Genomic DNA, 12,002 nt, shown 5'->3' on the forward strand with positions numbered 1-12,002 from the left:
GATATCCGCACGGATCCCCAGATCATACACAGATTTATCCACAGACTGCGGTGGATGGTCGCAGCACCTCAACGACCGTCAGACGAGCCGTCCGCCAGCCGGGTCGAGGCCGGCTCGATGACCGCTGCGACGGCATCGAGCAGCGCATCCCCCTGAAGCCCGGGGGCCAGCGGCGGCAGGATCTCGATCACCGCCACCCCCGGCCGCTTGTCCAGCAGGCCCTTGCCCCAGAACAGGCCGGTGTTGAGCGCCACCGGCACCACCGGCAGATCGGGGGTGGCCCGCGCCACCAGGGCAAGCCCGCGCTTGTAATCGGGCGGCGCACCGGGCGCACGGCGGGTGCCTTCGGGAAAGATGATCAGGGGCCGGCGCTCCGCCGCGCAGGCCCGGGCGGCGGTGTGCATCCGCCTGAGCGCAGACGGCCCGCGCGCCCGATCGATCGGCACCATGCCCACCCGTTTCAGATACCAGCCGAAGACTGGAATCGAGGTCAGCTCTCGCTTGAGCACGAAGGCCGGCCGGTCGAAGAGCGCGCCCAGCACGAAGGTCTCCAGCATCGACTGATGCTTGGCGGCGACGATGAAGGGTTCGGGCGGCAGATGGGCGCGGCCGCGGATCTCGACCCTGAGGCCCACCACCAGCCTCAGCACCGCCAGGAATCCCCGGATCCACACCCGGCGCAGCCACCAGAGCGCCCCCCGGCTCCAGGCGACGGGCAGGGCGGCCAGCATGATCACCGTGCCCCAGAGATAGAAGAACAGGCTGAAGACCAGCGCCCGCACAGTAGTCATGCCCCGACCTCGTCGACCGTGCCGGCCGGCCAGGGCAGCAGCTTGCGGAGCAGCCAGTCCCGCGCCCAGGCGACCAGGAATTTCTGATACTCGGCCAGGAACAGCGCGGCCGTGCCCGGCCAGCGCCACCAGCCGTCCTGCTTGACATGTTCCGGGATGACCGGATGGGGCAGGATCTCCACCCCCGGCAGGGCGCGGCGAAACTCGATCAGGGCCCGCGGCAGATGATAGGACGCCGTAACCAGGCGAATGGACCGCACGCCTTGCGCCTCTGCCCAGCCATAGGTCTCGCGGGCATTGCCCACCGTGTCGCCGGCGGAAAAGCCCAGCACCACGCGCCCCGCATAGTCTGCGGCCTCACGTCCCGACGCCTTCAGCAGGCCGGGCAGGTCGACCCGGCGGTCGACGCCCGAAATGAACAGCCGCGGGGCCGCACCCGCATCCAGCAGATCCAGCCCCACGCCCAGCCGGTCGGCGCCGCCGGTCAACACCACGATCGCATCGGTGCGCCGCCAGTCGGGCAGGGTTTCGGACGGCAGGGTTTCGGCATAGATCACGAAACCGGCTGCCCAGGCCCCCACCGCCACCAGCAGCAGGCGCCAGGCCAGCAGGCGTAACCGCCAGGGACGCCGCCGGGGTCCCCCTGCCGATGCGCTGCCCAGCCGCCGGCCACGGCGGCTCACGGCATCGCCCTCAGGCGCCGGATGACGGTGATGCGGGCGACCAGCGCCGCCACCACCGCCAGCGCCGGCGTCACCAGGATAAGACCGCCCCAACCCACTGGCCCGGGATCCAGCCGGGGCAGCAGCGGCGCCGTCGTCTCAGGCAGAACCGCCCCGGCCGCAAAGACCAGCGCGGCGGCAACCAGGCTGCCGGCCAGGCCACCCCAGAAGCCGACCCGGAGGCCCTGCATGGCGAACTGCCGGGCGACATAGTCGTCAGGTGCACCCATGACGTGAAGGATGTCGATGGTCTCGCGATGGATGGCGAGCGCCGTCTTGACCGCGAAGATCACCGCCAGCGCCGCGGCAAGGCCAAAGAGGGCGCCGAGTCCTGCCGCCGCAGCCTGCACGGTTCGTCCGATTGCCGCCAGTCTGGCTACCCAGTCGCCCGGCTGTTCCAGCCGGGCACCCTCGATCAGATCAGCGATACGATCCGACAGTACCTCGATCTCCCCCGGTCGGGCCGGTGCGAGCGTCAGGTCGACCAGGGTCGGCAGCGGCAAGTCCACCTCGGCCAGTTCCGGCCCAAGCCAGGGCGAGACAAGGGCCTCGGCATCCTCGCGCGGGACCGGCCGGATCTCGCGCACCAGCGGCTCGGCCTCCAGCAGCCCGATCAACGGTCCCAGCCGGGCATCAGGTCCGTGATCCTGATCTTCTGAGGCTGGCAGCCAGACTGTGGCCCGATCGCCGAGTGCGGCAGCCCAACGATCGATCGCCTGGTCGGCCGTGCCGATCGCAATCATGGCCAGCGCCAGCAGCGCCGCCATCGGCGCCAGCAGCCAGGGCAGAAAACGCGCCGACAGATCCCGGCCGAGCGGCAAGCCCGCTCCGCGACGACCGATCATGGCTGCCCCTCCCCCCGTGTCTCTTCGGCGCGCGCCGGAGCGGCACGCTGGACGACGGGCGCCCGCGGCGGCGGGGCGGGAGGCATCAGCTTCAGCCGCCCTTCGTTCAGAACCAGACGGGGGTGGCGGAACCGGGCGAGCAGGGTTGTATCGTGCGTGGCGATCACGAGGGTCGTGCCCAGCTTGTTCAGCTCTTCGAAAAGATGCATCAGCTTCAGGCCCATCTCGGCGTCCAGATTGCCGGTCGGCTCGTCGGCAAGCAGCAGCCGTGGCCGGACGACCACGGCCCGGGCGATCGCCAGGCGCTGCTGCTGGCCACCGGACAGCGTGGCGGGCGAGGCGGCTTCATGCTCGCCCAGACCGACCCAGGCCAGCAACTCCCCGACATCCCGCCGGATTTCGGCTTCCGGAGTCTTCAGGATGCGCAGGGGCAAGGCGACGTTGTCGAACACACTCAGATGCGGCAGCAGGCGGAAATCCTGGAAGACCACGCCGATGCGCTGACGCATGCGAGCGCGATCGGAGCGGCCAAGCCCGCGGACATCGCGGCCGAAGAGCGAGATCTGCCCGGCCGTCGGCCGCTGGGCCAGGTAGAGCAGCCGCAGAAGCGTGGACTTGCCGGCACCGCTCGGGCCGGTCAGAAAATGATAAGAGCCGGGTGCGAGGCTGAAGCTGACGCCGTGCAGCACCTCGGCGCCGCCGTCATACCGCATGCCGACGTCGTCGAACCGGACTAGAGCCGTCTCGTCGGCCATCGATCCTGCCTGTTGCGAGGGGGTTCCGTAGGAGGGTATCCTCATGACGCGCCGCGGGAAGCATGGCACGGGGCCGGTGGCCTTGCAACCGGCACCCGGTGGAGCCTATAACCCGCCCGGACGGAGGCTGCAACCTTGGCTGCACCCGTTCATCCGGCGCGAGGACCTCCCCTGCCAGGCCGCCCGGCGGCACGGCGCATGCCGCCCCGCACACCCTCGGTTTCGAGCGATGATCCTGACCTGCCCGGCCTGTTCGACCCGCTATACGCTCGACCCGCAGTCCCTGGGCCCCGATGGCCGGAAGGTGCGTTGCACCCAATGTGGCCATGTCTGGCACCAGGATCCGCCGGCCGACATGCCGCGCCCGCTGGCGCTGCCTCGCGATGAGAATCCCGATGAACCCGCCAGCCTTTACGAGCGGCGGCCGGTTGCCATGGAAGTGGCCCCCGCCCGCAGCCCGCGCTGGCCGGCCTTCACGGCACTCGGCATCGTGGTCGCAGCAATGATCGGCGGCCTGATCGTGGGCCGTGAGCAGGTGGTGCGAGCCCTGCCCTTCACGGCAGCCGTCTATGGCACCCTGGGCCTGGGTGTGGGCGGTGAGGTGCTGGGGCTCGAAGTCCGCAACCTGGTTGCCCGGGGCGAAACGGTCGAGGGACGCCCGATCCTCGAAATCGACGGCGAGATCTACAATCTCTCCGACGGTGTCCGCGCCGTGCCGCCGCTCACGATCATGTATTACGGTTCGGGCGGTCAGGAACTCGGAACGTCGACCTTCAGTGTCTCGTCGAACCGCATGCTGCCCGGCGAGGTCCTGCGCTTCAACCAGCGGGTCGAGAACCCGCCGCGGGAGGCGGTCCGTTTCGACGTGCGCTTCGCCGCCGCTCAATGACATCCTGAAGGCGCCGCCATCGTCAGGCGCGGCGCCTTATCCATCCCCGACATCTGGAGACCAGACCGCATGCGTCCGGAAGGCGATATCCGCACCCTGATCAGCCGAGGCGAAATCGACCAGAGGATCCAGGGGCTCTCCTCCGAGATCGCGTCGAGCATGGGGCCGGAACCGCTGCTGGTCGCCATCCTGAAGGGCAGCTTCGTCTTCTGCGCCGATCTGATCCGGGGTCTGCACGGCGCCGGCATGCAGCCGCAGGTCGATTTCATGATGCTGTCCAGCTATGGCCGCAGCACGACCAGTTCGGGCGTGGTCGAAATCCGCAAGGACGTGACCGACTCGGTCGAGGGCCGCCAGATCCTGCTGATCGACGACATCCTGGAAAGCGGCCGCACCCTGCGCTTCGCCCGCGACCATCTGCTGTCGCGCGGCGCTGCGGAGGTGAAGTCCTGTGTGCTGCTCCACAAGCCCGGCAAGGCGAAGGTGGAGTTCCAGGCCGATCATGTGGGCTTCACCGTCGACGACCTGTTCGTGATCGGCTACGGCCTCGACTACGCCCATTATTTCCGCGAGCTGCCCTTTATCGGCGTGCTGGCCCCCAAAGAGGGCTGACCCCGCTCGGCAGCTCGGCAGTCGGACAGCAAGAGGGCGGCAGCCGGTGACCGGCTGCCGCCCTCTTCATGCGCAGATCCGCCGGATCTCAGATCCAGTCGGGGACACGGTCCATCGCGATCAGTTCGTCGACCGTCTGGCGCGGACGGATGACGGCATAGCGGTCGCCATCGACCAGCACCTCGGGCACCAATTCGCGCGCGTTGTAGGTGTTGGACATGGTGGCGCCATAGGCACCGGCCGAGCGGAAGGCGACCAGATCGCCCCGCGCCACCGGCGGCATCGGCCGTTCCCGGGCGAAAACATCGGTGCTCTCGCACACGGGACCGACGATCTCCACCGGCGCCCTGGGCGCCCCAGGGGCGGGCTCGTTCACCGCCACCACTTCGTGATAGGCGTCATAGAGTGCCGGACGCATCAGATCGTTCATGCCCGCATCCAGGATCAGGAAGCGCTTGCTCGCCGTGTCCTTGACATAGACCACCTCGGAGAGCATCAGTCCGGCATTGCCGACGATCACGCGGCCCGGCTCGAAGATCAGCTTCAGATCCAGATCGCCGGTCACCCGGTGCACCATCTCGGCATAGGCCTGAGGCGCCGGTGGCGTCTCGTCGCTGTAGGGGATACCGAGGCCGCCACCGAGATCGAGATGACGGATCGTATGGCCTTCGGCCTTGAGCTTCCGGATCAGCTCCACCGTACGGGTGAAGGCCGCCTCGAAGGGCTCAAGCTTCGAGAGCTGCGAGCCGATATGCAGGTCGATGCCGGTCGCCTCGACATGCGGCAGCCGTCGGGCATGGGCGTAGACGTCGATCGCGCGATCCCAGGCGATGCCGAACTTGTTGTCGGCCTTGCCGGTCGTGATCTTGGCATGCGTGCCGGCATCGACATCGGGGTTGATGCGCAGCGACACCCGCGCCGTCACCCCCATCGCTGCCGCCACCTGCTCGATCGCATCCAGTTCAGCATCGCTTTCGACGTTGAACTGCAGAATGCCCGCCTCCAGCGCCGCGCGGATCTCGGCATCGGTCTTGGCAACGCCCGAGAACACGATCTTCTCCGCCGGGATGCCGGCAGCCAGGGCGCGCCTCATCTCGCCTGCCGAGACGACGTCGGCACCATAACCCTCTGCCGCCAGCAGCTTCAGGACCGCCTGATTGCCATTGGCCTTCACGGCATAGCAGATCAGCGGATCCAGCCCCGCCAGAGCGTCGCGAAAGACGCGGGCATGTCGGGTCAGGGTCGCGCGGGAATAGACGTAGACCGGGGTCCCCACCTCGGCCGCGATCCGGGTCAGCGGCACGTCCTCGGCATGGAGGATGCCGTTGCGGTATTCGAAATGATCCATGTCGTCCTCGGGATCGGGCGGTCAGTAGGGCGGCACACCCAGGCCGGGGCCACTGGTGCGGCCCGGGGTCACCAGGCTCTTCGGGTCGGATCCCACCGGGTAGTTGGGGATCTTCTCCGTGTCGACGGTGCCGTCGGATTTCACCGCCATCGGCGGTACCAGATCACCCTTCTTGCCGCAGGCAGCGACGGCCGTCGCGACCATCAGGACCAGAACGAGGTGTCGGAGGCGGTTGGAGAGGTGGCTCACAGAAAGCGCTCCCTGGCTTCGGCCGCACGGGCACGCACGCCGTCGGGCGCGGTACCGCCGAACGAGGTACGACTGCGCACCGAGGCATCGACGGTCAGCACCGCCATCGCCTCGGCCGTGATCCGGGCATCCACCGCCGCCAGATCCTCGGCGGAAAGTTCGTCGAGCCGGAGCCCGCGGGTCTCGGCGGCGCGGACCACGCGGCCGGTCAGGTGATGCGCCTCGCGGAAGGGGAGCCCCACCACCCGCACCAGCCAGTCGGCCAGATCGGTCGCCGTGGAATAGCCGCCGGAGGCCTGGGCACGCATGGCATCGGGGTTGACGGTCAGGTCGCGGATCATGCCGGTCATGGCCTGAATGGCCAGCGACAGGGCGTCGACCGCATCGAAGGTCGGCTCCTTGTCTTCCTGCATGTCCTTCGAATAGGCGAGCGGAAGGCCCTTCATCACCGTCATCAGCGCCACCTGGGCGCCCATGATCCGGCCGACCTTGGCCCGGACCAGTTCGGCGGCATCGGGATTGCGCTTCTGGGGCATGATCGACGAGCCGGTGGTATAGGCGTCGGACATGCGCACAAAGCGGAAGGGTGCCGACGACCAGATCACCAGCTCTTCGGCGATGCGCGACAGATGGGTACCGCAGATCGCAGCCGCCCCCAGGAACTCCAGCGCAAAATCCCGTGCCGAGACGCCGTCGAGCGAGTTGGCCATCGGCCGGTCGAAGCCCAGTTCGGCGGCCGTCATGTGCCGGTCGATCGGGAAGGAGGTGCCGGCCAGCGCCGCCGATCCCAGCGGGCTCTCGTTCAGCCGGCCGCGGGCGTCGGAAAGCCGGCCGCGATCGCGGCCGAACATCTCGACATAGGCCAGCAGATGATGACCGAAGGTCACCGGCTGGGCGGTCTGGAGATGGGTGAAGCCGGGCATCACCGTCTCGGCATGCTGTTCCGCACGCTCGATCAGGGCCGCCTGCAGATCGCGGAGCTGGCCGTCGAAACGGTCGAGCATGTCGCGCAGCCACAGGCGGAAATCGGTGGCGACCTGATCGTTGCGCGACCGACCGGTGTGCAGCCGCTTGCCGGCATCGCCGATGATCTCGGTCAGCCGGGCTTCGACATTCATGTGGATGTCTTCAAGCTCGCGGCTGAACGGGAAATTGCCGCCTTCGATCTCGGCCAGAACCTGGTCGAGGCCGCCTTCGATCGCTGCCACATCCTCAGCCGACAGGATACCTCTGGCGCCCAGCATCCGGGCATGAGCGCGCGAGCCGGCGATGTCCTGGGCGTAGAGGCGCTTGTCGAAATCGATGGAGGCGTTAATCTCCTGCATCAGATCCGAGGGCGCGCTGTCGAAGTGGCCGCCCCACATGTTCACGCCGCTCGCGCGGCCGGCGCCGCCCTTGCTGTCGCTGGTCATCTCGCTCCTCGGCTTCCTGGCAGATCAGGGGACCCTGAGGGCCTCCCCGGGTTTCGATGGATGGGGACGGCGATTACGCGGCAGGCGGACATTCGCGACAGGCCTTCCTCACACGGAGATCCTCCTCGCATGAAGAAACCGGTCATCGCCGCTCTCGCCGCCGCAGTCGTCGTCATCGTGGCGGGTGTCCTTATCTACCGCGGCTTCGGCCCCGCCGACAAGCCGGGCGGGATCGATGCCTCCTTCGCACGGGACAGTCTGGCGAAGCTTCAGGTCCAGGACCAGCCCGCTCCGCTGCCGGTGCTTGAAATGACCAGGCTCGACGGCAGTCCCGTGACGCTTGCCGACTACCGGGGCAAGGTCGTGCTGCTCAACTTCTGGGCCACATGGTGTGCGCCCTGTATCGAGGAAATGCCGGCCCTGAACCGCCTGCAGGCCTCGCTTGGCGGCAACGACTTCACGGTGCTGGCAGTGGCGGCCGATCAGGGGGGAGCCGCCGTGGTCGGTCCCTTCCTGGACAGGCTGAAACTCGACCGGATCGAGGTTGCGATCGACAAGCCTATGCGCACGCTGGGTGCAACGAAGGTCGCGGGCCTTCCCACCACCCTTCTGATCGACCGCGAGGGCCGCGAGATCGCCCGTCTGGTCGGCATCGCCCATTGGGATGCGCCCGAGGGCGTGGCGTTGATCAACGCTGCCATCGGCAAACCGGCTGCCGCAGACTGACGGTCAAACGACAGGGGCCGCCCGAAGGCGGCCCCGAAGACGTCAGGCAATGGTTCCGCCGTCCCGCATCAGCGGGTCGGAACAGGCACGTCGCCGCGATAGTCATAGAAGCCACGGTCGGTCTTGCGACCCAGCCAGCCGGCCTCGACATACTTCACGAGCAGCGGGCAGGGGCGATACTTGCTGTCGGCGAGGCCGTCATACAGCACCTGCATGATCGACAGGCAGGTATCGAGGCCGATGAAGTCGGCCAGCTCGAGCGGACCCATCGGATGGTTCGCGCCCAGCTTCATCGCAGTGTCGATCGCCTCGACCGTGCCGACGCCCTCGTAGAGCGTGTAGATCGCCTCGTTGATCATCGGCAGCAGAATGCGGTTGACGATGAAGGCCGGGAAGTCTTCCGACACCGCCGGGGTCTTGTCGAGCTTGAAGACCAGCTCGCGCACCACCTCGTAGGTGGGGTTGTCGGTCGCGATGCCGCGGATCAGTTCCACCAGCTGCATGCGCGGCACCGGGTTCATGAAATGCATGCCCATGAACCGCTCGGGATGACGCATGGTCGCAGCCAGGCGGGTGATCGACAGCGACGAGGTGTTGGTCGCGACGATCACCTCGTCCTTCAGCATGTCGCGGATTTCGGCGAAGATCTTCCGCTTCAGATCCTCGTTCTCGGTGGCCGCCTCGATCACCAGGTCGAGCACGTCAAAGCCGGCATAGCCGACCTGTGTCCTGATCCGGGACAGAGCGGCGGGCTTGTCCGCGGGCTCGATCTCGCTACGCGACACCTGACGGTCGAGCGCCTGCTCGATCCGGTCCATCGCCTTGGCGAGCTGCGCCTCGGAAATGTCGACCATCGTGACGTCGTAGCCGGCGAGGGCGCAGACATGCGCGATGCCGCGGCCCATCTGGCCTGCCCCGATGACGCCGATCTTCCTGATCATGAGGACCGCACCTTCTTCGACTTGACAGCCCGGGGCAGGGCCCCGCGCCCCCTGTTTAACACAAGTTGCGCAAAACCCCGCACCGGGCTCGGTTTTCTTTCACATGACCGGCATTCATCCGGTCATATGTTACGTTACTTCTGCAGCGTCTCGGTCAACTCGGGCACGATCTTGAACAGATCGCCCACAAGGCCGTAATCGGCGACCTGGAAGATCGGCGCCTCTTCGTCCTTGTTGATCGCCACGATCACCTTGCTGTCCTTCATGCCGGCCAGGTGCTGGATGGCACCCGAAATGCCGACCGCGACATAAAGCTGCGGAGCGACGACCTTGCCGGTCTGGCCAACCTGGTAATCATTCGGCACATAGCCGGCATCGACGGCCGCGCGGCTCGCGCCGACGGCGGCGCCCAGGGCATCCGCCAGGCCTTCGATGATCTTGAAGTTGTCCGAGCTGCCGACGCCGCGGCCGCCCGACACCACGATCTTCGCGCTGGCGAGTTCGGGACGCTCGGACTTGCTCAGGCTCTGGCCCACAAAGCGGCTGAGGCCCGCATCCTCACCGGCGGCGATGGTCTCGACGGCGGCCGAACCGCCCTCGGCCTCGGCCGCCTTGAAGGCGGTGCCGCGGATGGTGAGGACCTTCACCTTGTCCGAAGACTGCACGGTAGCAAGCGCGTTACCGGCATAGATCGGACGAACGAAGGTGTCTTCCGACACGATCTCGATGGCATCCGAGATCTGAGCAACGTCGAGAAGAGCAGCCACGCGCGGCAGCACATTCTTTGCAACGCTGCTCGACGAGGCGACGATGTGGCTGTAGCTGCCGGCCAGACCCACGATCAGCGGGGCCAGGTTCTCGGGCAGGGCGCCCTGGTACTGGTCGCCCTCGGCATGGAGCACCTTGGCAACGCCCTGGACCTTGGCGGCAGCCTCGGCAGCCGCACCGGCATCCTTGCCGGCGACCAGCACATGCACGTCGCCCAGCTTGGTACCGGCGGTGACGGCGTTCAGGGTCGCGGCGCCAAGCGACGCGTTGTTGTGATCGGCAATGACGAGAACCGTCATGGTCAGATAACCCCCGCCTCGTTCTTCAGCTTGTCCACCAGCGTCGCAATATCCGGCACCTTGATGCCGCCCTTGCGCTTCGGCGGCTCGGTGACCTTCAGGGTCTTCAGGCGCGGCGCAACGTCCACACCGAAATCACCGGGGGTCTTGGTGTCGAGCGGCTTCTTCTTCGCCTTCATGATATTCGGCAGCGAAGCGTAGCGGGGCTCGTTGAGACGCAGATCGGTGGTCACGATCGCAGGCAGCTTGAGCGAGACGGTCTCGAGACCGCCGTCGATCTCGCGGATCACCTCGACCTCGCCGTCACCGACGGTGACCTTGGACGCGAAGGTGCCCTGGGCCCAGCCCAGCAGCGCCGCCAGCATCTGGCCGGTCTGGTTGGAGTCGTCGTCGATCGCCTGCTTGCCCAGCACGACCAGCTGCGGCTGCTCGGCCTCTGCGACCGCCTTCAGCAGCTTGGCCACGGCGAGCGGCTGGACCTCTTCATCGGTCTCGATCAGCAGGCCGCGATCCGCGCCCATGGCCAGCGCCGTGCGGATCTGTTCCTGTGCACCCTTAGGGCCGATGGACACGACCACGATCTCGGTGGCCTTGCCGGCTTCCTTCAGCCGCACGGCTTCCTCGACCGCGATCTCGTCGAAGGGGTTCATCGACATCTTGACGTTGGCGAGGTCGACGCCGGTCTGGTCAGCCTTGACGCGGACCTTGACGTTATAGTCGACCACGCGCTTGACGGGGACGAGTACCTTCATAGATCTCCCGACTCCAGTTGGGTTTTTTCGGCTCTACGTCGTCCGGTCGCATCCCCCGACCCCCTCAGCGGGTGCGGATCCGGACCAGGACGCCCGGCAGCGAACGGCAGGGCGCCGGCTCTCCGTCGGACGACAGGCGACCGGCTGCCCGGGTGGCGCGCGACGACCTGCGTCACATGGCTCCCGGCTGCCGGTTCCCCCGATCGAGTCCACCGCACATTAGGCGCTGCGACGTGCGGTGTCAATTTCGGGGCACCTCTCGAAAATTCAAGGAACGCCGCGGCTTAAGGCCGCGTCAGCGGTTGGCCCCCGGGACCCAGAGGACGTCGCGCGCGCCCTTATCGTTCAGATGACGTGCCAGAACGAACAAATGATCCGACAGCCGGTTGAGATAGCGCAGTGCCGCCTCGTTCACCGGCTCCACCCTCATCAGCTCGACCAGGTCACGCTCTGCGCGGCGAACGACCGTCCGCGCCAGATGCAGATGCGCCGATGCCGGCGTACCGCCGGGCAGGATGAAGGATTTGAGCGGCTGCAGCCCGGCATTCATTGCATCGATCTCGGTTTCCAGCCGGTCAACCTGCGCCGGCAGAATGCGCAATGCCTTCGCCTCACGTGCAGGGTCGTCGCCGGCGGGGCAGGCGAGATCCGCCCCCAGATCGAACAGATCATTCTGGATACGGGCGAGCATGCGGTCTTCGTCGCTCCCGGTCTCCAGATGCAGCCTGACCAGCCCGATCACGCCGTTCGCCTCGTCGACCGTGCCGTAAGAGGCGACCCTGAGATCATCCTTCGGTCGTCGGCTACCGTCGCCGAGCGAGGTTTCACCGCGATCGCCGCCACGGGTGTAGATGCGGGTGAGCTGGACCATCGGGGGCTCCGTTGGTGGTTGA

At 67.2% G+C, this 12,002-nt stretch carries 14 protein-coding genes; 3 read left to right on the forward strand and 11 right to left on the reverse strand.

Going from position 1 to position 12,002, the window contains the following annotated elements; translation table 11 throughout:
* Positions 1-68 precede the first annotated feature (68 nt).
* From P7L68_RS25350 to ftsE, 4 genes are read right to left on the reverse strand one after another with little or no spacing between them, the layout of a single operon-like run.
* A complete protein-coding gene (locus tag P7L68_RS25350; protein WP_372002580.1) occupies positions 69-791 on the reverse strand; it encodes a lysophospholipid acyltransferase family protein in 723 nt (240 codons plus the stop codon).
* The gene (locus P7L68_RS25355) at positions 788-1,474 is read right to left on the reverse strand and encodes a YdcF family protein (RefSeq protein ID WP_372002581.1); all 687 of its coding nucleotides are present in this window, start codon (positions 1,472-1,474) and stop codon (positions 788-790) included. Before P7L68_RS25355 ends, P7L68_RS25350 begins: the two co-directional genes overlap by 4 nt.
* On the reverse strand, positions 1,471-2,358 hold the full coding sequence (locus tag P7L68_RS25360) for a cell division protein FtsX (protein ID WP_372002582.1): 888 nt from the start codon (positions 2,356-2,358) through the stop codon (positions 1,471-1,473). The genes P7L68_RS25355 and P7L68_RS25360 overlap by 4 nt, the downstream gene beginning before the upstream one ends.
* Entirely contained in the window at positions 2,355-3,113 is a 759-nt protein-coding gene (ftsE, locus tag P7L68_RS25365) for a cell division ATP-binding protein FtsE (protein ID WP_372002583.1), read from the reverse strand. Before ftsE ends, P7L68_RS25360 begins: the two co-directional genes overlap by 4 nt.
* A 229-nt stretch (positions 3,114-3,342) precedes the next feature.
* Between ftsE and P7L68_RS25370 the strand changes: the two genes are divergently transcribed.
* A complete protein-coding gene (locus tag P7L68_RS25370; RefSeq protein WP_372002584.1) occupies positions 3,343-4,002 on the forward strand; it encodes a zinc-ribbon domain-containing protein in 660 nt (219 codons plus the stop codon).
* A 69-nt stretch (positions 4,003-4,071) separates the two neighbouring features.
* Positions 4,072-4,614 (forward strand): hypoxanthine phosphoribosyltransferase, encoded by a 543-nt coding sequence (gene hpt / locus P7L68_RS25375; protein WP_298641022.1) that lies wholly within the window; start codon positions 4,072-4,074, stop codon positions 4,612-4,614.
* 88 nt (positions 4,615-4,702) lie between these two features.
* On the opposite strand, the gene lysA is transcribed toward hpt, so the two are convergent.
* Genes lysA through argH form a run of 3 tightly spaced genes read right to left on the reverse strand, consistent with a single transcriptional unit; the run spans position 4,703 to position 7,623 of the window.
* Complete coding sequence (lysA, locus tag P7L68_RS25380) at positions 4,703-5,962, reverse strand: diaminopimelate decarboxylase (protein ID WP_372002585.1); 1,260 nt, start codon at positions 5,960-5,962, stop codon at positions 4,703-4,705.
* A 21-nt stretch (positions 5,963-5,983) separates the two neighbouring features.
* Positions 5,984-6,211, reverse strand: coding sequence for a lipoprotein (locus tag P7L68_RS25385; protein WP_372002586.1), 228 nt, complete (start codon positions 6,209-6,211; stop codon positions 5,984-5,986).
* Positions 6,208-7,623 carry an argininosuccinate lyase gene (gene argH / locus P7L68_RS25390; RefSeq protein WP_372002587.1) on the reverse strand — a complete coding sequence of 472 codons (1,416 nt, stop codon included), beginning with the start codon at positions 7,621-7,623 and terminating at the stop codon, positions 6,208-6,210. Before argH ends, P7L68_RS25385 begins: the two co-directional genes overlap by 4 nt.
* Before the next feature lie 129 nt (positions 7,624-7,752).
* On the opposite strand from argH, the gene P7L68_RS25395 reads away from it, so the two are divergent.
* Positions 7,753-8,349: a TlpA disulfide reductase family protein gene (locus P7L68_RS25395; RefSeq protein WP_372002588.1), complete on the forward strand. Its 597-nt coding sequence runs from the start codon at positions 7,753-7,755 to the stop codon at positions 8,347-8,349.
* A 68-nt stretch (positions 8,350-8,417) separates the two neighbouring features.
* Here the strand turns inward: P7L68_RS25395 and P7L68_RS25400 are convergent, their stop codons facing one another.
* The 4 genes from P7L68_RS25400 to P7L68_RS25415 form a co-directional block, all read right to left on the reverse strand.
* Positions 8,418-9,290: a 3-hydroxybutyryl-CoA dehydrogenase gene (locus P7L68_RS25400; protein WP_372002589.1), complete on the reverse strand. Its 873-nt coding sequence runs from the start codon at positions 9,288-9,290 to the stop codon at positions 8,418-8,420.
* Positions 9,291-9,424: 134 nt separating this feature from the next.
* Positions 9,425-10,357, reverse strand: a complete 933-nt coding sequence (locus P7L68_RS25405) for an electron transfer flavoprotein subunit alpha/FixB family protein (RefSeq protein ID WP_372002590.1) — start codon at positions 10,355-10,357, stop codon at positions 9,425-9,427.
* A 2-nt stretch (positions 10,358-10,359) separates the two neighbouring features.
* Positions 10,360-11,109, reverse strand: a complete 750-nt coding sequence (locus tag P7L68_RS25410; protein WP_014743642.1) for an electron transfer flavoprotein subunit beta/FixA family protein — start codon at positions 11,107-11,109, stop codon at positions 10,360-10,362.
* 295 nt (positions 11,110-11,404) lie between these two features.
* A complete protein-coding gene (locus P7L68_RS25415) occupies positions 11,405-11,980 on the reverse strand; it encodes a cob(I)yrinic acid a,c-diamide adenosyltransferase (RefSeq protein WP_372002591.1) in 576 nt (191 codons plus the stop codon).
* Positions 11,981-12,002: the final 22 nt, after the last annotated feature.

Source organism: Tistrella mobilis (assembly GCF_041468085.1).
Classification (GTDB): Bacteria; Pseudomonadota; Alphaproteobacteria; order Tistrellales; family Tistrellaceae; genus Tistrella; species Tistrella mobilis_A.

Bases quoted from the DNA above. Each gene is read 5' to 3' on its own strand.
- P7L68_RS25350 (WP_372002580.1), bottom strand. From the start codon at position 791: ATGACTACTGTGCGGGCGCTGGTCTTCAGCCTGTTCTTCTATCTCTGG.
- P7L68_RS25360 (WP_372002582.1), bottom strand. From the start codon at position 2,358: ATGATCGGTCGTCGCGGAGCGGGCTTGCCGCTCGGCCGGGATCTGTCG.
- ftsE (WP_372002583.1), bottom strand. From the start codon at position 3,113: ATGGCCGACGAGACGGCTCTAGTCCGGTTCGACGACGTCGGCATGCGG.
- P7L68_RS25370 (WP_372002584.1), top strand. From the start codon at position 3,343: ATGATCCTGACCTGCCCGGCCTGTTCGACCCGCTATACGCTCGACCCG.
- hpt (WP_298641022.1), top strand. From the start codon at position 4,072: ATGCGTCCGGAAGGCGATATCCGCACCCTGATCAGCCGAGGCGAAATC.
- lysA (WP_372002585.1), bottom strand. From the start codon at position 5,962: ATGGATCATTTCGAATACCGCAACGGCATCCTCCATGCCGAGGACGTG.
- argH (WP_372002587.1), bottom strand. From the start codon at position 7,623: ATGACCAGCGACAGCAAGGGCGGCGCCGGCCGCGCGAGCGGCGTGAAC.
- P7L68_RS25395 (WP_372002588.1), top strand. From the start codon at position 7,753: ATGAAGAAACCGGTCATCGCCGCTCTCGCCGCCGCAGTCGTCGTCATC.
- P7L68_RS25400 (WP_372002589.1), bottom strand. From the start codon at position 9,290: ATGATCAGGAAGATCGGCGTCATCGGGGCAGGCCAGATGGGCCGCGGC.
- P7L68_RS25405 (WP_372002590.1), bottom strand. From the start codon at position 10,357: ATGACGGTTCTCGTCATTGCCGATCACAACAACGCGTCGCTTGGCGCC.
- P7L68_RS25410 (WP_014743642.1), bottom strand. From the start codon at position 11,109: ATGAAGGTACTCGTCCCCGTCAAGCGCGTGGTCGACTATAACGTCAAG.
- P7L68_RS25415 (WP_372002591.1), bottom strand. From the start codon at position 11,980: ATGGTCCAGCTCACCCGCATCTACACCCGTGGCGGCGATCGCGGTGAA.